11 protein-coding genes are annotated in these 18853 nt (G+C 34.8%); 10 read left to right on the forward strand and 1 reads right to left on the reverse strand.

What is annotated here, in order from left to right; translation table 11 throughout:
• Positions 1-25 precede the first annotated feature (25 nt).
• From AAIB49_RS10115 to AAIB49_RS10150, 8 genes are all read left to right on the forward strand, one after another.
• Positions 26-802 (forward strand): ABC transporter permease, encoded by a 777-nt coding sequence (locus AAIB49_RS10115; protein WP_186868381.1) that lies wholly within the window; start codon positions 26-28, stop codon positions 800-802.
• A gap of 53 nt (positions 803-855) precedes the next feature.
• The gene (locus AAIB49_RS10120; protein ID WP_343458026.1) at positions 856-2397 is read left to right on the forward strand and encodes an ABC transporter ATP-binding protein; all 1542 of its coding nucleotides are present in this window, start codon (positions 856-858) and stop codon (positions 2395-2397) included.
• Between the two features lie 25 nt (positions 2398-2422).
• Complete coding sequence (locus AAIB49_RS10125) at positions 2423-4339, forward strand: glycosyltransferase (protein WP_343458001.1); 1917 nt, start codon at positions 2423-2425, stop codon at positions 4337-4339.
• A gap of 1 nt (position 4340) precedes the next feature.
• The gene (locus tag AAIB49_RS10130; protein WP_343458002.1) at positions 4341-6497 is read left to right on the forward strand and encodes a glycosyltransferase family 2 protein; all 2157 of its coding nucleotides are present in this window, start codon (positions 4341-4343) and stop codon (positions 6495-6497) included.
• Positions 6490-7932 carry an ATP-grasp fold amidoligase family protein gene (locus AAIB49_RS10135; RefSeq protein ID WP_255488051.1) on the forward strand — a complete coding sequence of 481 codons (1443 nt, stop codon included), beginning with the start codon at positions 6490-6492 and terminating at the stop codon, positions 7930-7932. The genes AAIB49_RS10130 and AAIB49_RS10135 overlap by 8 nt, the downstream gene beginning before the upstream one ends.
• 39 nt (positions 7933-7971) lie before the next feature.
• Positions 7972-9594, forward strand: coding sequence for an acylphosphatase (locus AAIB49_RS10140; protein WP_343458003.1), 1623 nt, complete (start codon positions 7972-7974; stop codon positions 9592-9594).
• Between the two features lie 32 nt (positions 9595-9626).
• Positions 9627-11267, forward strand: a complete 1641-nt coding sequence (locus tag AAIB49_RS10145) for an acylphosphatase (RefSeq protein ID WP_343458004.1) — start codon at positions 9627-9629, stop codon at positions 11265-11267.
• Positions 11268-11352: 85 nt separating this feature from the next.
• Positions 11353-12384 carry a CapA family protein gene (locus AAIB49_RS10150; protein WP_343458005.1) on the forward strand — a complete coding sequence of 344 codons (1032 nt, stop codon included), beginning with the start codon at positions 11353-11355 and terminating at the stop codon, positions 12382-12384.
• 317 nt (positions 12385-12701) lie between these two features.
• Here AAIB49_RS10150 and AAIB49_RS10155 read toward each other — a convergent pair whose 3' ends face one another.
• Entirely contained in the window at positions 12702-14246 is a 1545-nt protein-coding gene (locus AAIB49_RS10155) for an ATP-binding protein (protein WP_343458006.1), read from the reverse strand.
• 368 nt (positions 14247-14614) lie between these two features.
• On the opposite strand from AAIB49_RS10155, the gene AAIB49_RS10160 reads away from it, so the two are divergent.
• Together AAIB49_RS10160 and AAIB49_RS10165 are read left to right on the forward strand one after the other, a co-directional pair.
• A complete protein-coding gene (locus AAIB49_RS10160; protein WP_343458007.1) occupies positions 14615-16066 on the forward strand; it encodes an acylphosphatase in 1452 nt (483 codons plus the stop codon).
• 424 nt (positions 16067-16490) lie between these two features.
• Entirely contained in the window at positions 16491-18704 is a 2214-nt protein-coding gene (locus AAIB49_RS10165; protein WP_343458027.1) for a peptidoglycan-binding protein, read from the forward strand.
• Positions 18705-18853 lie beyond the last annotated feature (149 nt).

The raw sequence follows: 18853 nt of genomic DNA on the forward strand, positions 1-18853 counted from the left end.
GCAGGTAAAAAAGGAGTAAATTCCAATGAAATCCTATTTACAGGAATTAGCTAAAAGAAAAGATTTATTATTTTATCTAGTAAAATCAGGACTAAAAGCCGAGCATCGAAATAGCTATCTGGGCTATTTTTGGTGGTTATTGGATCCATTATTGAATGTACTAGTGTATTATTTTGTCGTTGTTATTATTTTGGAACGCGGTGGACCAGATTACCCTACATTCCTAGTTATTGGACTAGTTGTTTGGAGATGGATTAGCTCATCTATTAATGCATCAGCTCGTTCCGTATTACGTTACCGGTCCATCATTAACCAAGTATATTTGCCTAAATCTATTTTCCCTGTGGCCTTTTCTTTGACTCAATTATTTAACTTTGCCTTTGGTCTAGTAGTAATTGCGTTATTCTTAGTATTCTTTGGCTATATACCAGGGTGGGAAATTATATATTTACCAGTATTAATCTTAATCACCTTAGCCTTTTTATTAGCAATAGGGCTGTTCTTAGGGTATTTTACAGTGTTTATTCGTGATATTGATAACTTACTCACGTATGTTACTCGTATCTTTTTCTATGCTTCGCCTATTATTTGGGTTGGAAGCCGTTTACCAGAAAACTATAGCTGGGCTGTAGACTATAATCCGATTGCGATCATTATCGAATCCTATCGAGATATATTAATGCGGAACACTAGTCCTGACTTTATTGGTTTAGGGATTATATTCTTTGTATCCATTATAGTCATTATTTTTATGCTTTATTACTTCAGTAAGAACGAACATAAGATTATTAAGGCGTTATAAGAAAATTATCAGATAAAGAGGGTTTTAAATTGGAAAACAAAAAAGATCCTTCCATGATACTAAGTGAGAAAAATAACCTTGTGGTAAAAGCCCGTAATATTGGAGTGTCTTTCGAAACAGGAAGGCAACGTGATGATATAAAGTCGATTTTATTCAGCGCAATAAAAGATAAGGGGAAATCAGAAAGTAAAAAGAAGGTATGGTCATTAAAGGACATTAGCTTTGATGGACATCAAGGAGAAATATTGGGAATTATCGGTTCCAATGGAGCGGGTAAAACAACATTAAGTAAAATTATTGCCGGGATTCTAAAAGAAGACAAAGGTGATATAAACGTTAATGGGAAAGTAACGGCCCTATTCTCCTTCGGTATGGGATTTAATCAAGAGTTAACAGGACGAGAGAATGTTTATTTAAACGGTATGATGCTAGGAATTGAAAAGGAAGTTATCAATCATTATATTGATGACATTCATGAATTCTCTGAAATCGGCGAGTTCCTAGATCAACCAATGAAGTATTACTCTAGCGGAATGCGGGCTAGACTTGGGTTTAGTGTAGCTGCCCATTTAGAACCCGAGGTTTTAATCCTGGATGAAGCCTTAAACACTGGTGATGCACGTTTTAGTAGGAAAGCTGCAGAAAAGATGAAGGAAATTGTAAACAAGGCGAAGCTAGTTATTATTGTGACGCATGGTCTACTATATGCGCAACGCAATTGTGACCGATTAATGTGGATTGATAATGGTAAAGTGCGAGAAATAGGCGATCCGAAAGAAATCGTCCAAAAGTATCGGGCAACTGTACCACCTAGACCACCTAGGAAAAATAAGAATTTACAATTAAAAAAAACGGAAACGAATATTGCAGATAATATCGTGATAAAGGCTGAAAATGTAGGAATTTCTTATCAATTAAGCTCCAATGAATTCTGGGCTCTAAAAGATGTGAATTTTGAAGTCAGAGAAGGCGAAGTCATTGGAATCATAGGTCATAATGGTGCAGGGAAAAGTACGTTATGTAAAGTGTTAACCAATATTCTCGTACCAGATGCAGGCAAAATTGAAATACATGGGAATACCTCGGCTTTACTAGGTTATGGTACAGGATTCAACCCACAGTTAACGGGTGTAGATAATATATATCTAAACGCGATGCTGTTAGGGATACCGAAAAAACGAGTGAATAGAGACTTTGATAAGATTGTAGAATTTTCAGGTATTGGTGATGCTATTAATAAGCCAGTAAAAAATTATTCAGCAGGTATGAAATCTCGTTTAGGCTTTAGTATTGCAGCGATACTGCAACCGGATGTCTTTATTATTGATGAAGCATTATCCACTGGTGATATAGCATTTCAACAAAAAGCAAGCGAACGAATTCAAGATATGATGGAGCGTGCAAAAGCTGTAATTATTGTTTCCCATAGCATGGGATTTATCGAAAAGGTGTGTACTAGAGCCATTTGGATGGAAAAAGGTCAAATTCGTTACGATGGTACAGCTGAGGAAGCTGTTGCCAAATATCGTGAAGCAAACGGTGTGAAACGAAAAATTCAATTAAAGCAGAATAACGGAATAGACAATAATGGGTAGTGTACTTATATAGGTGGTGGAGAAGTTGGGAATTAAAAAAGTCTTAACTGGACCAATTGATTGGTTTATGTATAATGTCTTAAGCGAGAATCAGCGTAAGCGTTTAGGGGATTTATTTACAGATGAGCAAAAGGAAAAATTGCGTGCGATAATTTTAGGAAAACAACAATTACAACGGCAAGAATTAAAACAAATTCGCTACCATCTATATAATTTAGGATTTCAAGATAGAGGTCTATCAGAATTGAAAAGCTTCTATGAACAAAATAAATATCCTTATATAAAAAGGCTGACAGCTTGGGAGCTTGCATTATGGTATGCCAATGATTATTCAAAGGAAGGTGCTGAAAAAGCACTCCAATATATTGCCGTTGCAAAAGATGGCGAGAAAAATCAAGATCAATTAAGAAGATTTGGAATTGTGGAAGCGGAGTGTTATGACCTGCTACAAAAGAAAGAGATGGGAAAGGTTGTTTTACAAGATTTGATTCATATTCAACCACACCCCGATTTATTTCTAGGCATGGCTAATCTAGAAAATTCAATTGATAAAAAGTTAGATTGGATTAACAAGGTGATGGAACAGTATCATCTAACACCAATCTATTTTGAAAAGGGAAATGATAGTACCTACGATGATTTGAGAACGCAATCTAGTAATGAATCCATTGAAGATGTACCTAAGATTTCGGTAATATTACCTGCCTTTAAAGCAGAGCAAGGGATTCGCATTGCTATTGAGTCCATTCTTTCACAGACGTGGAAGAATCTTGAACTCATTGTAGTGGATGATTGCAGTCCAGATGGTACAGCCGAAGTAGTGAAGGAGTATGTAGCAAAGGATCCTAGAGTGAAGCTTCTATCTACTCCAGAAAATAGTGGACCATATGTAGCTCGTAATATTGGCTTGCAGCATGTAACGGGTGACTTTATAACAGTTAATGACTCTGATGATTGGTCTCACGCCCAAAAATTAGAAATACAGGCACGTCATCTTATGCAACATCAAGATATTATCGCGAATACATCTGCACATGCAAGACTTACAGAAGACATTAAATTCTATCGTAGAGGAACACCTGGTAAGTATATTTTTCCAAATATGTCTTCTTTAATGTTCCGAAGAAAACCAGTGCTAGAAAAATTAGGGAATTGGGACAGTGTACGTTTCGCAGCAGATGGTGAATTTAAACGTAGATTAATTAAGGCCTTCGGTAAAAATAAGTTTGTCGATTTAAATTCTGGTCCTTTATCCTTGCCGAGACAGTCTGTTAATTCACTTACTGGTAGTTCAGCGTTCGGTTATAATGGTTTCTTTATGGGAGCTCGTAAGGAATATGTGGAGAGCTTTTCAACATACCATCAGTCTGGAAAATCATTGTTCTATCCATATCCAGCTGATAAAAGACTATATCCAGTTCCAGAACCAATGTGGCCAAAAAGAGAAGAAAAACAAGAAAATTACCGGTATTTTGAGATGATATTAGTTGCTGATTATAGGGATATTCCTAATGAAGCAGTAGATAAAATTAAAAGTCTATCCAAAACTAGTAGTAGGATAGGGCTTATTCAAATGAATAAGTATGACGTAAAGTTATCTAACAAAAAGATTCGTTCGGAAATAAGAGCTTTAATTGATAATAATCAAGTACACATGCTTGTGTTCGGGGAACAAATTAAAGCGCGTCATTTAGTTGTTTTAGGAACATCAATATTACATGATTTTCAGCGTTACATACCTAGTGTAACAACAGATCAGATTAAAGTAATGGTAGACCATTTCATTGAAACAGATATAACGAAGTATAAGAAAAATCTGGACCGTTATTTTTCCGGACCTATGCATTGGTTGGTAAAAGATAATGATTTATTCGAAAAGTTTAAAGTAGCGTATCCAAACGAAGTTGATTTCCTTCTATTAGATAAGGATTGGAAGATATGAAATGAAATATGATGCTAAAAAACTAAAGGAACGAAATATTGAACTTCAGAACGAATTAGAAAAGTTAGAGAATCAATGGTTAGAGCAAAAAAGGCTGACTGAAGAATCACGACTATTCCGCCAAACTCTAGAGAGAGAGTTTAGAGAGATCACGAATAGTCGTATCTTTCATTTAAAGAAAATACCATCTAAATGGAAATATGCTATAAAAGAATCGGGAGCATATATTCTAGGTAGAAGAGACAAGCGTCAGCTATATAGTAAAACATATAAGCAGAAGAAAGCTTCAAATAAAATTAAAGAATACAGATACTGGCTATATACTTTAGGATTTGAAGAAAAAGTATTGAATGAATTAGAAGCAATCTTTAAGGATACGGATAATCGTTATATGAAGCAAGCTGTATCATGGGAGCTTGCTCTTTGGCATGCAAATAAAAATTCATCTATTGATGCTGTTAAAGCCTTACATTATTTACAAGCATTACATACTGTTAATGATGACGATTTTCAAAGAAGAGTGGCTATATTAAAGGCGGAATGTTATTTGTTATGTGAGGAACCAGAGCAGGCAGAACGTATCCTATCAACTTACATTAGCCACCACAACCATCCTGATTTATTGTTGGCAATGGCTAACCTAGAGAAAGACATGACATCGAAATTGGAATGGATTAATAAAGCACTGAACCATTATCAACTTCTTCCAATTGAAGTAAGGGAGAATAGTGAAGCTTATCCTTATGATCATTTAAATACATTATTAAATAAATCGTTATTACGTAATGGTCCTACTGTAACGGTCATCATCCCTGCCTATAATGCAGAAAATAGTATTTCTATTTCAATTGAGTCCATGCTAAAGCAGACATGGCAAAACATAGAAATAATAGTAGTGGACGACTGTAGTACGGATAGTACAGTAAAGATTGTAGAACATTATATAGAAAGAGATTCTCGTGTGAAACTATTTTCTACGGGGAAAAATAGTGGTCCCTATGTAGCAAGAAACATCGGCCTAAAGCATGCTACAGGTGAATATTTGACAGTGAATGACGCAGACGATTGGTCCCATGCTCAAAAAATAGCGATACAGGTGGAACACTTAATCAACAATCCATCTGTTATAGGCAATACTTCAGAACTAGCACGTATGACAGAATCCCTTCGATTAACTAGAAGAGGAACAGAAGGAGAATACATTTTTTCTAATATGTCCTCTCTAATGTTTCGCAGAAAGCCAGTCTTAGAAAAATTAGGTGCTTGGGATAGTGTACGTTTTGCGGCAGACAGCGAGTTCAAACATAGACTTATGAAAGTCTTTGGATCTCAGAGCGTGGTTGACTTGCATACAGGCCCGTTATCTTTTGCTAGACAATCATTAACCTCCTTAACGAGTAGTAGTTTCTTTGGATATAATGGTTTCTTAATGGGGATACGTAAGGATTATCGTGAGGCTTTTTTGGCTCATCATCAATCGAGAAGGTCATTATACTATGACTTCCCCATGAAGAATCGTCCATTTCCAGTACCCGAGCCTTTATGGGTCCAAAGAGAAGAGAAGCGTTTCGGCTTCAGAGAGTTTGATGTGATCATGGCGGCTGATTTTCGAAACGAAGGATTAGTTGAATCTACTCTTATGAAAATCCAAGAACATTTAAAACGCGGATTAAAAACGGGGCTAATTCAATGGAATGATTATCATTATAAAGATATAAAAATGATAAGCCCTAGAATTAGAGAAATCGTTGATGGCAAGGATGTTCAATTTATCGTGTATGGCGAACAAATAACATGTGACCTTCTCATCCTAATTGATCCTTCTATATTGGAAGAAAAACAAAGATATTTACCATACATAAAGGCAGAGGCAGTTAAGGTATTGATATATCAGCCGCCAAAACGAAACGGCATACCTCACTACCATTTACGAAAATGTGCCAAGCATCTTATTCAGCAAGTTGATCACTTAGGTAAATGGTATCCATGCAACCAGGAAATCAGGGAAAGCTTAGACCGATTAGCAAAAAATGATTTAAAATATATCAAATTATCTAAGGAGAATTTACAACCTTATTCTGTTCATTTAGATGATTGGATTGTACAAGAAAATCCATTTCATTTAGGTCATGTTAAAGGGGAGCAATCAAATGAGTAAAAAAGAGCATCCTATAAGCCCTATCGACAAAAGTAATCTAATGGATGATTTAACTGATTCCTTAGAAGTAGAAGAGGAAATACGTAAACGAGATTTTTTACTGGAAGCTTTATTAGACAAGGAAGCAGATATAAAAAAGTTAGCTAGTGAAAATATACAAAATAAAAAAAAGGCAAAACAAATCTCCTCAAGCAATACCTATAAACTCTTTAAGCCAATAACAAAAGCTAAATTTAGTAGGGGAACTTCTAAAGAGGTAATTATATCAGAATTAGAAGAGAAACTAGCTGAAATTCAAAAGGAACTTTATAGTACGAAGGAAAAATATCATGATCTAATAATACGTGATCGCTTGCTTAATATTGGGTCTCTCCATGATGTTCTGAAAGAAAAGAAAGAAAATGGAGAGTTAATTTCCTTCCTAAAACAAACAATTGAAAACAAAAAACAACTCGATTCTAACTATAACCATATGTTGAGGTATATAGCAAGACTATTCATGAAGGAAAAAGAAGAATATCGAGATTATATTTATCAACTAGTGTTGGATGGTTTAACGATGGAAGCTATTCCGGAGTTTATTCTAAGAGAAGGATTGAAGGATAGTCCAATAGAACTTAGGCAGGTATCATCATTTCGGGCTAGCATGAATATGAGAATCAGAAAAATGCAATTAACAGGTACGTTGCCTGAATGGCAATTAGATGATAAGCGAAATGCCTACAACTTCATGGATAAATTAAATGTTCCAATTCCTTGGGTGGCAGAGGATACGTACAGCATATCAACCATTCCAAAACGAGAAGGAATCGTTATCAAGCCTGCAAATGGTGCAGGTTCACGCGGAGTTTACTTAGTATATTCCACTACAGATATATTTGATATAAAGCGTTCTAGGAATGTAAAAAGCTGGGAAGGATTACTTGAATCATTAGCTAAAGACCTTTCTTCAGGTTGGGTTGAAGAAGACAAGTGGATTATAGAAGAGCTTATCCTGGAAAATAAGGACGATAAGCTTCCCTCACGTGATATAAAATTTTATTGCTTTTATGGTAGGGTTGGACTTATATTGGAGATATCTCGTTATCCAGAGTTGAAGTATTGCTGGTGGACAGAAAATGGTGAACGAGTAAAAACAGGAAAATATACGAATGATTTGTTTAAAGGGAAGGGATGCACACAAGCGGAAGTTCAGCTTGCAAAGGAAATTAGCCAATTAATCCCCGCTCCATTTATTAGGATTGACTTCCTCCGTTCAGATAAAGGACTAGTGTTTGGGGAATTTACGCCTAAACCAGGAAACTATGATGAATTTGATGAAGCCACAGATAAGTGGTTAGGTGATTATTTTAACGAAGCTGAAGGTCGATTAATAAATGATTTACTAAATGGTAAGGAATTTAGTTATTTTAATGAGATGATCAAAACGTTTTAAGCGTAACTATTTTAGGAGAGAAATTTAGGAGGATATTCAATGGAAGATGAGAAACAATGGCTACCACACCTTTCTAGTAAGTTTGCTTCAGAGGCACATGGGAATCTGTTAGATGCTTATGCAGTTTCCTTAGAAGGTTGGAGAAGAGGTCTGAAATTAAGATGGCATGTGAAAGATTCTGAAAAGTTTAAGGAAATGAATACTTGGTTTGTAGATAAGCCTGGGCAGCTGTTTTCATTAAGTTCTGACGAGAAAACGCATTATTTCTTTAGAACAAGAGGAGACCTGGTTACGAACGAAGCCGTTTCCATTGGGATGAATAAAGAAAAAACGAAACAAATGCTAATGCAAGCAGGGATTACAGTTCCTGAAGGAAAACGCTTTTCACCAGAGGATTCGAATCAAGCTATTATTACATATGCTGAATCTTTAGGCTATCCCATTGTTTTAAAGCCAACAGATGGTAGTTTTGGTAGAGGGGTTATTGCTAATATAACAAGTGCAGGTGAATTGGAATTCTCTTTAGATTATGTTCGAAATGAATTAAATTATAAAGATGTCATCGTAGAACAATTTGTTACAGGCGATGATTATAGAATATATGTGATCGATAATGAAGTGATCGGCGCTATTAAAAGGATGCCTCCAAACATTATTGGAGATGGGATCAATTCGATAAGGTCCTTAATTGAATTAAAAAATGAGGAACGTAGTCTAAATCCACGTTTAGCAAGCTGTCCGATCAAAATGGAAAAGGAATTAGTCGAATTTATAAGCAGAAAAGGATATACATTAGATTCCATATTGGATAAGAATGAGCAATTATTCTTGAGTGCTAAAAGTAATATATCTCTCGGTGGAGATCCAATAGATGTAATGGATGAGCTTCCTGAAGATGTAAAGAAAACGGCAGTTGCAGCATTAAAGGCAGTTCCCGGTCTAATACATGGTGCAGTAGACTTAATGTATGATCCGTCTACCTCAAACAATTCCGGAATTATTATTGAACTTAACCCAACAGCACAGCTAGGTGGAATCTTGTATCCAATTAAAGGTAAGTCAAGAGATGTACCTGCTGCTATAATTGACTACTATTTCCCAGAGACAAAAGGAGATATAGAGAATAAAGGGAAGGTTTACTTTGATTTCCATGATGTATTAGACCCTTTAAATTCGAGACAAGGCTATATTACTACTGTAACGCCATGTCCAGTTGGAACCATTTATGCAAAGAAATATACAGTTTCTGGAGATGTGCAGGATATTGGATATCATCGTGGTTTAAGAAAGCAAGCATTCGAAAGAAATTTACAAGGTTTTGTAAGTAATCTTGAAAATGGTGATATTGAAGTAGTGGTAGCTGGAACAAATATGAAAATGGTTGATGAATTTAGACATGCTCTACTAGAGGATCCAGAACGAGCACATGTAATAGAAATTCAAGAGGAAATCTATCATGAACCAATAAAAGTAGGCTTTGAAATAAAAGCAGACTTAAAAACGCAGTTAGAGGAATTAAAGCTATTACTTCAAGATTTAGAAGTTACGGAGCTTGCTCTGAAAAAAGCAGAGGTTAAGAATCGAAAACTAGAACAAAGTTTTTCTTGGAGAATTTCTAAACCAATTCGTTTTGCGGGAGCAGTCTTTAAGAAGTTCAAATAATTTTTCGTGTTTTTTTGAGGAGGAAATCATCCATGAAAGAAGAACAGGGTATCAGTTTACCTCAATTACCCAATGAAATCGTAGTTAACGCACAGAAAACGAGATTAGATTCTTTTGCTATAGCTCTGGAAGGTTGGAGAAGAGGACTAAAATTAAAATGGTATACAAAAGACTCTGAGTATTACAAGGATATGATTATATTTGGGGTTAACCCTCCAGGAAGATTATACTCACTTAGCTCGGACAAGCGTACCCACTTTTTCTTCCGTTCAAGAGGGGATAAAGTTTCGAATCAGGCAGTTGAAATAGGTTCAGAAAAGGACGATACAAAAGTCTGGTTAGAAAAAGCAGGTGTTCCTGTTCCTCAGGGGAAAGGCTTCGATTATGAAGCAACAGATGAGGAAATCATTAATTTTAGTAAATCAATACCATACCCACAAGTATTAAAGCCGACAAATGCAAGCTTAGGAAACGGCGTTGTAACGAATATAAAAAATGAAACCGATTTTCAAAAGGCATTACACTATGTTCGAGAAGAACTAGGATACCGAGAAGTGCTAGTGGAGCAGCATGTATCTGGAAAAGAGTATAGAGTATATGTAGTTGATAATAAGGTAATAGCGGCCTATAATCGTGTGCCTGCCAATATAAAAGGGAATGGTGTTAATACCATTGAGGAACTGATAAACTTAAAAAACCTTGAACGAAAAAGAAATGCACGTTTAAAAAGCTGTCTTATAGAAGTTGATAAAGAAATTCTAGAATTTGTCCAAGAAGCGGGATATTCCATGCAAGATGTTCTTGAAAAAGGTGAGGTCTTATACCTTAGAGAGAAAACGAATGTATCTTCTGGGGGAGACCCAATAGACGTTACAGACACCATGCCGGATGAAATAAAACAAGTGGCTATTGATGCTTTAAGGGCTATTCCTAACTTTCCTCATGGAGGAGTAGACATAATTGTAAATGAAAATCCCGATATTAAAGATCCGGCAGTTGTGATTGAACTAAATCCAACCGCCCAAATTGGTGGAGCTTTGTATCCGTTAAGAGGAAAGGCGAGAAATATTCCTGCTGCCATTATTGATTATTATTTTCCTGAAACGAAAGGAATAGATACTTCTAAATCAAAGATATATTTTGATATGACAACAGTATTAGAACCATTAGAAAATCGTTCGGTAGTAGAAGTAGAAGTTTCTCCAGCTCCTATTGGCGAACTGTATGCCAAAAAATATGTTATTTCGGGAAATGTACAAAGATTTAGTTATCACCAATGGCTTAAGCAGCAAGCTTTAGATCTTGGACTAAATGGGTATGTCAAAAATAGACTATTTAACGAGATTGAAGTTTTAGTAGCAGGAACCGATAGATCTGTTATAAATGAATTCAGAAATGTTATTCAAAAGTATCGAAATATTAAGATTGACAAAATACATGAAGAGGTCTGGAAGGAACCAGTAGTTATAGGATTCGAAATAGAGGAGAATTATAACACGTCGAGTCTAAAATCAATCCAATACAAAATTAGAAAAATAGAAAAAGACCTTGAAAATAAAGTGAAACGTAAAAATCGCCTAGAGAAAGATAATCGTTATATAATAAATAGTACATCTTGGAGAATTACAGCTCCATTTAGGACTATAGGTTCAATATTAAAGAAGAGAAAGTAATATATTTATACTGTTTATCACTAAATGTTATTCTATAATAAGAGAATATGTAAGTTAGCAGTTCTCTTTAAAACGGAGGGAAAATATGTCAAAATTAAAACTTGTAGCTACTGGTGATGTGTTACTTCATGATAGAATCTATAATTTATGTAAAACGAATAATGGTACCTATGATTTCACGAAGAAAATGGCTCCAGCAGAAAAATTACTTAAATCAGGAGACATTACGCTGGTTAATCTAGAATCGATTGTTGCGGGGGAAGAATTAGGACTAGCATCGTTTCCTAAGTTTAATAACCCAGTGGAGTTGGCTGAGAATTTGAAGCAATTTGGAACGGATATCGTTTCCAACTCTAATAACCACACAATGGATTTTGGTGAAGAAGGTGCTCTAAAGTCAATTGAAAATTTAGAGAAGATTGGCTTAATGTATGTGGGTTCATATAAATCAGAAAAAGACCGGAAAAAATATCGAATTATTGAAAAGAACGGAATTAAGTGTGCATTCCTATCTTATACTTGTGTAACTCTAGGAAGTAATCCACCAAAAAACAAAGATTATTTGTTAAATAGAATTGTTAAAAATCAAACGAAGGATGTCAGAAGAGAGATTGAACGCTTGAAGGAGGCACATTCACCAGATGTAGTAATTGTTTCTTTACATTTCGGTAGAGAGTACCCATTGTATCCAGTGTCTTCTCAAAAAGAGGTAGCAGCCTCTATTTCTGATGCAGGTGCAGATATAATTATTGGTCACCATCCACATGTATTGCAACCAGCAGAATGGATTACGAACTCTCGTGGAAGAAAGACATTTGTCATATATTCGTTAGGGAATTTCTATACAGGTCAAAAAGGACTTTATAGACAAATAGGTGGAGTATTATCTCTAGAGATTAGCAAAGATTCTTATGGTGCAGTAGTGAAGAAACCTATTCTTGATCTGACATTTGTTGATTCTAATAAAGGTGGGGGATACCAAATGTATCCGTTTGTAGACTATATACAGAAAAACCCATATATTAAAACGCCACATGGGGAGTTTGATTCCTTAGAAGTCTATAGTGAAATTTCAAATCGATATAAAGATTGGATGCCGGAAATCGAAATAAAATAAGAATAGCTTAAGTATCTTTCAGACTGTCGAGAAACCCTCGATAGTCTTTTTAGTTATAAGAAATTGTAAAAGCTTATCGTGTAAAAGTAACACCGAAGGAAGAAGTAGAAATTCCTGTGCTTACCTTACCGTCATGCCAAAATGAAAAGAAGTCCCAAGCAATTAGTACTTACTTGGGACTTGATATTTAGTGCTTTAACACTATTGTTCTTATTTGAAAACTTTAAGTACTTTTCTTAGTGGTTTTGTTACTTTCCACGAGGTGCTGGATTCCATCTGTTTTAATCTTTTCTTCAGTTGTTTATTTTGCTTCATCGTTATGTCTGTAAGTCTTTCTCTTTGTTCATACTCTGCAAATTACGAACCAGTCTCTGATAGTCTCCTTTTAGATTACTATATTTCTTCAGATAAGAGATATCATTTGATTCATTCGAGTTAGTAGTTGGCTCTAGAATATGGAAGCCATGTTGAATTGGTGTTTTACGTACTTTCCTAATTATTTCTGAACCAGGTGCACTCTTTGTTACTAAGCTTTCAAGCTTTTTCTCAAATATGCCAAGTTTTGCTTTACTTGAACCAACTATAATGGCGATATTCCCGTTTTCTAAGTGTTTAATATACCCATTAATCTTATGGTTAAAGGCCAGACGTTTTACTTTTTGAGCAAACTCCTCTGTATATTCACAATTTGTTATGAGAAATCTCCTTAAGACAATTGGGAAGTTGGATATTTTTGGCACTTTAATTTCTGCTGCATTCCTACCTATACAAGCATCATAAATAAAATCATAATCTATATAGAGCTTATTGGCCTCAGCACGGTTGTAATTGAATGTTTCTGGGAAGTAAAAGTCTATGATATGGGATGGAATGTCTCTAGCAGCACCTTCCATAGGAAATAAATGCTGCGTTATATGTGCTCGAGAGTTAATCTCGATTACGACACCACTATCATTTTTTTCATCAACTATCATGTCAATTCCGCAATGCGGTAATGAAGGAATACTGTTTGTCGCTGCTACGGCAATTTGTTTAATGTTATCGGAAATGTTATCGGTGATATCAATTGAGTCTCCACCAGCAGACACATTGTTCTTCGTTTTTAGATAGAAGACTTCTCCTTCTTGTAACACAGTATCCATATCATAGTTTTTGCGTTTTAATAATGTTCTTGTTTCCTTATCAACTGTAATAGGACGATTAGTTAATGAAGGAAGAGCAGAACGTTTCTTGTTTTTACTATCAATTAACTGTTTGATAGTTGATTTTCCATCACCTATTACGTGTGATCGAACTCTCTTTAAAGCTCCTACGACTTTACCATCAATGATATAAAGTCGATAATCATCACCTTCAAAATATTTCTCTACGATTATATGAGGACGTTTTAACTCTCTTCTTACGTACTCCAGTGCTTCTATTAACTCATCCTCATTTTTGATGTTCGCTATTACCCCTTTACCACCAGTTCCGTTTAATGGTTTAACGACTATTGGGTATTGAAGTGTATTAGCATATTGAATAATGTCTTGATCTGAGATAGTTTCATCAAATTCCTTACCAACAGGTGTTGGAACATTATTCTTTAATAAAAGCTCTTTAGTAGTTTGTTTGTTTTTGGTTAATTCTTTAGCTTCAACAGAAACTAAATCTCCACGAGTAGCAGAAAAATGATGTGTTTTATTACCATCGGAAATGGAATAATAGGGTTCTATTGCTCCCGATTTTTCCAATAAGATTTTTATATTAATCTCTAGTCCTCTTCGCCAAGCCTCTAATATAATACTATAAGTACTTAGCATATAATTATTTGCTTTCTCAGGAATACAGTTTTCTAAATGGCTTAAATATCTTTCATTCATATAATCAAATTCCTTCCTAATACAAGGTAATAGATGTTTATTTAATATGTAGATTGCCTATTTTATTTTAACATAAAAGTGGAAAATGAAAAATTATTATCCAATAATACATGTATTATTTCTTTACTAATGGATTAATTTAAAGATAGACTACTTGTAATGAATCAGGTCCTTGAATGAAGATAGAATCTAAACTCAAGACTAAAGCATAAACGATATATAATTATACCCTATTTTCGCATTTTTAGTTATAGTAGAAGAATAAGATTAGTTGGATTATACGTTTCCAAATAGGAGGTAGCTATTTGTATAATATCTTGTCTTTTTTTAAACGTAATCCGAAGAATACATCTAGGAGGAAATCGAATATGAGTCAAAACAAGGTTGAATTGTTTCCACACTTAACACATGAGGTTGTTTCAGATATAACTGGATTCAAGCTTTGTTCTTATTTAGTAGCATTAGAAGGTTGGAGAAGGGGATTAAAGCTTACTTGGTATAAAGATGAGACTGATCTTTGCAAATTAGATAGACTAAAGAGCAGTACCCAAGGGAAGTTTTTCTCGTTGAGCAGTAATACGTCTACACATTACTTTTTCAGATCAAGAGGAGACTTTGTTTCTAATAAATCAGTTCGGATTTGTCAGAATAAAGATAAAACGAAAGAATTATTAGCTCAAAAGAATGTACCAGTACCAATTGGGGATATATTCAACCCAAATAATGAAGAAGAAATAATTAACTATTGCACTGAAATTGGTTTCCCGGTCGTTTTAAAACCTTTGAATGGAAGTATGGGTAAAGGCGTATTTACCAATATAAGTAATCAGGATGAACTGAAAGAGATCTTGGAAAACATAAAGAAATTATATAATTACAAGGAATACCTTGTTGAAAAGTATTACCCAGGTAAAGAATACCGCATTTACGTAGTAGGTGATAAAGTAGTTGGTGCTACAAATCGAGTACCTGCAAATGTCGTTGGTGATGGAATCCACACGATAAAAGAGCTAATAGATCAAAAGAATGAAGATAGAAAGAAAAATCCATATCTTGCTCCAAAACCAATTAAAATTGATTTCGAAGTAAAGCAAATTCTTAAAAAGGCTGGTTATACAACAGACACCATCCCTTCAAAAGGTGAGGTTGTTTATCTTAGAGAAAAAAGTAATCTATCTTCAGGTGGGGATCCAATCGAAGCAACAGACGAATTATCTGAAGGAGTTAGACAAATTGCAGTAGATGCTTTCAAAGCACTACCAGACATACCACATGGTGGGGTAGATATTATTGTAGACCCGGTTTCGAAGGATAAAGGAGTCGTATTAGAAATTAATGCAACAGCAGAGATAGGTTTTCACTTATTCCCATTACGTGGGAAAGCAAAAGATGTTCCGGGAGCTATTATTGACTACTATTTTCCTGAAACAGTAGGTAAACCAAGAAGTAACTTTTATTTTGATTATAATAGCATTTTAGAACCATTAAGCAAGTGGGCTACAGATCAAATCGTTGTTAGTAACCCAATTATAGGACAAGTTTATGCTCGGAAATATATCGTTTCTGGAAAAGTACAAAAAGTTGGTTATTTGACTTGGATTAGAAGACAAGCTTTAAGAAAGAATATAGTAGGATTTGCTAAAAAATTGGAAAACGGCTCAGTAGAGATACTGGCGATAAGTAATACGGAAAAGGTATTAGATGATCTTAAGGAACTATGCTTTAAGGGCTCCAAAAAATCAAAGGTAGAAAACGTTGTCGATGAAGTCGTAACATTGTCTAATCAGCCCATTAAAATTGGATTTGATCTGATACTTTGACCATAGAAACATGGGGAGCTGGGACATATGTAATAGAATAAAAGTAAAAATCAGCTAAATTATGGTGAAATATACGAAGTTAAAGCGACGAGGATCGAATATGTTGAGAAAATTCTGCGGTGTAACGCATCCCTTGGGGTGAGACTAGTGTAGTAACTAACCGTAACAATACAGGGAGGAAAAATCAGACACTGCGAGGCTATTTTTGCTAGGGTCGCTCCCTTGTATTGGATAGCAAAGTAAACTTCAGGGGGCAGACTTCCTTAGCGTTTGGCTTATTTTACTGTAATACATGTGACCCAAGTTCTTTCCCATTTATTAATAGAAAAATAGGAAAAATTTACAAATGATGTGCAGATAGTGACTAGTTTGAGCTATAATAAATTGGTAGAAGTGAACAAGTGGGGGAGAGCTACAGGTGAAAATGACAAAGAAAGCTATTATTCTATCATTTGCAATAGTCATATTTTTATTCATTCATTCCAAAACAACCTATGCAGAGAATATTGACGATGGCGTTGAAGATTTTACTGCTGAATCATCTAATGTCGTGATAGATACAGAAGATGAAGAGCTTGTAGAAGAAAATAAAGAAGATAGTATAGAAGAAACAGAAACGCCAGTAGAAAATGATACGGAATATGATTCAGGTAGTACGGATTCGACTGATGAGAAGGAAGAAGTAGTAAGGGATAACCAAGAGGAACATGATAATGTAGTAGAGTCCGAATCTGATCACCATTCAGCTGATGAAGTAGAATCAAAAGAGCAGGTAAGTCAAGAAATCCAAGAAAACGTTACAAATGAAGTTCTATCAAAGCAGGATACTGATTTGATAGAAAAAGAACAAAAGACGTATAAGTTAGGTGACAGAAATGTTCATCTAATAAGGATTAAAGAAAAATTAAACGCTGTTGGTTTTGATAGAATAAGTGAAACAAACTATTTTGGTAGTTGGACTGAAACAAGAGTAAAACAATTCCAAGCTAATTATGGATTAGGAGTAACAGGGGTTCTTGATGAGAAAACATTATCTAAATTAGATGAGGTATATAATTCCCCTTTCCAGCTTGGTGGTAAAAGTTCACAAATTATTGATTTAAAAGAAAAACTAAATGCAATTGGATTTAATGGTATTAGTTTAACTGCTAATTATGGTAGTTGGACTGAAACAAGGGTGAAGCAATTTCAAAGACATATTGGTCTAAAAGATAATGGAATAGCAGACGCGTATACGAGACTAAAGCTAGATGAATTTTTAAAAATAGGCTTTCAAGCAGGTGACCGTCATAGTTCTATTGTAGATTTAAAGGTGAAACTGAATAAATTGGGATTCAACGGAATTGCAGAAACGAACTATTTTGGTAGTTGGACCAAAAAACGTCTGACAGAGTTTCAAACGTATTATGGATTAAAGGCAACTGGGACAGCAAACATAGACACGCTTAAGCTATTAGACGAAATTGCTAATACTCCGTTTCAAGAAGGGGTCCGAAATGAAGCTACCAAACAGTTAAAAAAAGATTTAAATAGTTTAGGGTTTGGAAAAATTACCGTATCAACATTATATGGTTCATTTACTAAAAAACAAGTCAGCAATTTTCAAAAATATTACGGTTTGAAAGTAAATGGCATTGCTGATACAAAGACCTTGGCTAAGATCGAAGAAATTATAAAAAGTCCTTTTCGAAAAGGGGTACGAAGTGAAAAGACGATTCAATTAAAAGAAAAATTAAATCGTCTTGGGTTTGGCTATATAACGGTAACTACCCTATACGGTTCCTTTACAGAAAAACAGGTACGTAAATTCCAGCAACATTATGGCCTGCGAGTAACTGGGATAGTAGATAATAAGACCAATAAAAAGATAGATGAATTGATAAATAGTCCTCTTCAAAAAGGGAAGCATCATAAAGATGTTATTCCAGTTAAACAAAAATTAAATGCACTTGGCTATGATGGAATCGCCGTAACGGATTTATTTGGAAGTTGGACAGAAAAACGATTAAAACAGTTCCAAAAAGATTATGGATTACCTGTTAGTGGAATTGCGGATAAGGAAACTGTAAAAGCGTTGGAAAACAGCTCAGTCACTATATTCATAGATCCAGGGCATGGAGGTAGTGATCCAGGAGCTTCAGGCTATAGCCTTAAAGAAAAGTCTGTCGTATTAGATATAGCATTACGAGTAGGAGAAGTATTATCATCTAAATATCGTGGTGTAGTAGTTGACTACTCTCGACAAACAGATACTTTTATTCCATTAGAAGAAAGAGCTAATAAGGCAAATAATGGGGGAGCAGATTACTTTGTGAGCCTGCATTTAAATGCCTCTAATGGACAAGGGAAAGGCTTTGAAACTTACATTTACAATGGAAAAGTAACGAATGAAACAATTAGAAGGCAAAATGATATTCATTCTTATTTAATTGATAAGATCAATATTATGGATAGAGGAATGAAACAGGCCAACTTTAGCGTTCTACGAAATACCAATATGCCCGCTCTATTAATAGAATATATGTTTATTGATAATAAAGCAGAAAATCAAAAGTTGAGTAGTAAACAATATCGCAACTGGCTAGGTGAAATTACTGCTGATGCAATTGCAAAGTCATTTGGATTAAAGAAAAAGTAGATGAAATATATCAATGAGAAGAGAGACAATCCTTCATGGATGTCTCTCTTTTTACTTGGATAAGATTCGATAAAATAATACAAATAACAACAAAATCTATTGAAAAAATGCTAGATTTGGTCGATACTAGAATAGTGATAAAATAAGTA

Source organism: Ornithinibacillus proteolyticus (assembly GCF_039581225.1).
GTDB classification, from domain to species: domain Bacteria; phylum Bacillota; class Bacilli; order Bacillales; family Amphibacillaceae; genus Ornithinibacillus; species Ornithinibacillus massiliensis.

Coding starts and splice junctions, on each gene's coding strand:
- AAIB49_RS10115 (WP_186868381.1), top strand. CDS start 26: ATGAAATCCTATTTACAGGAATTAGCTAAAAGAAAAGATTTATTATTT.
- AAIB49_RS10120 (WP_343458026.1), top strand. CDS start 856: ATGATACTAAGTGAGAAAAATAACCTTGTGGTAAAAGCCCGTAATATT.
- AAIB49_RS10130 (WP_343458002.1), top strand. CDS start 4,341: ATGAAATATGATGCTAAAAAACTAAAGGAACGAAATATTGAACTTCAG.
- AAIB49_RS10135 (WP_255488051.1), top strand. CDS start 6,490: ATGAGTAAAAAAGAGCATCCTATAAGCCCTATCGACAAAAGTAATCTA.
- AAIB49_RS10140 (WP_343458003.1), top strand. CDS start 7,972: ATGGAAGATGAGAAACAATGGCTACCACACCTTTCTAGTAAGTTTGCT.
- AAIB49_RS10145 (WP_343458004.1), top strand. CDS start 9,627: ATGAAAGAAGAACAGGGTATCAGTTTACCTCAATTACCCAATGAAATC.
- AAIB49_RS10150 (WP_343458005.1), top strand. CDS start 11,353: ATGTCAAAATTAAAACTTGTAGCTACTGGTGATGTGTTACTTCATGAT.
- AAIB49_RS10155 (WP_343458006.1), bottom strand. CDS start 14,246: ATGAATGAAAGATATTTAAGCCATTTAGAAAACTGTATTCCTGAGAAA.
- AAIB49_RS10160 (WP_343458007.1), top strand. CDS start 14,615: ATGAGTCAAAACAAGGTTGAATTGTTTCCACACTTAACACATGAGGTT.
- AAIB49_RS10165 (WP_343458027.1), top strand. CDS start 16,491: ATGACAAAGAAAGCTATTATTCTATCATTTGCAATAGTCATATTTTTA.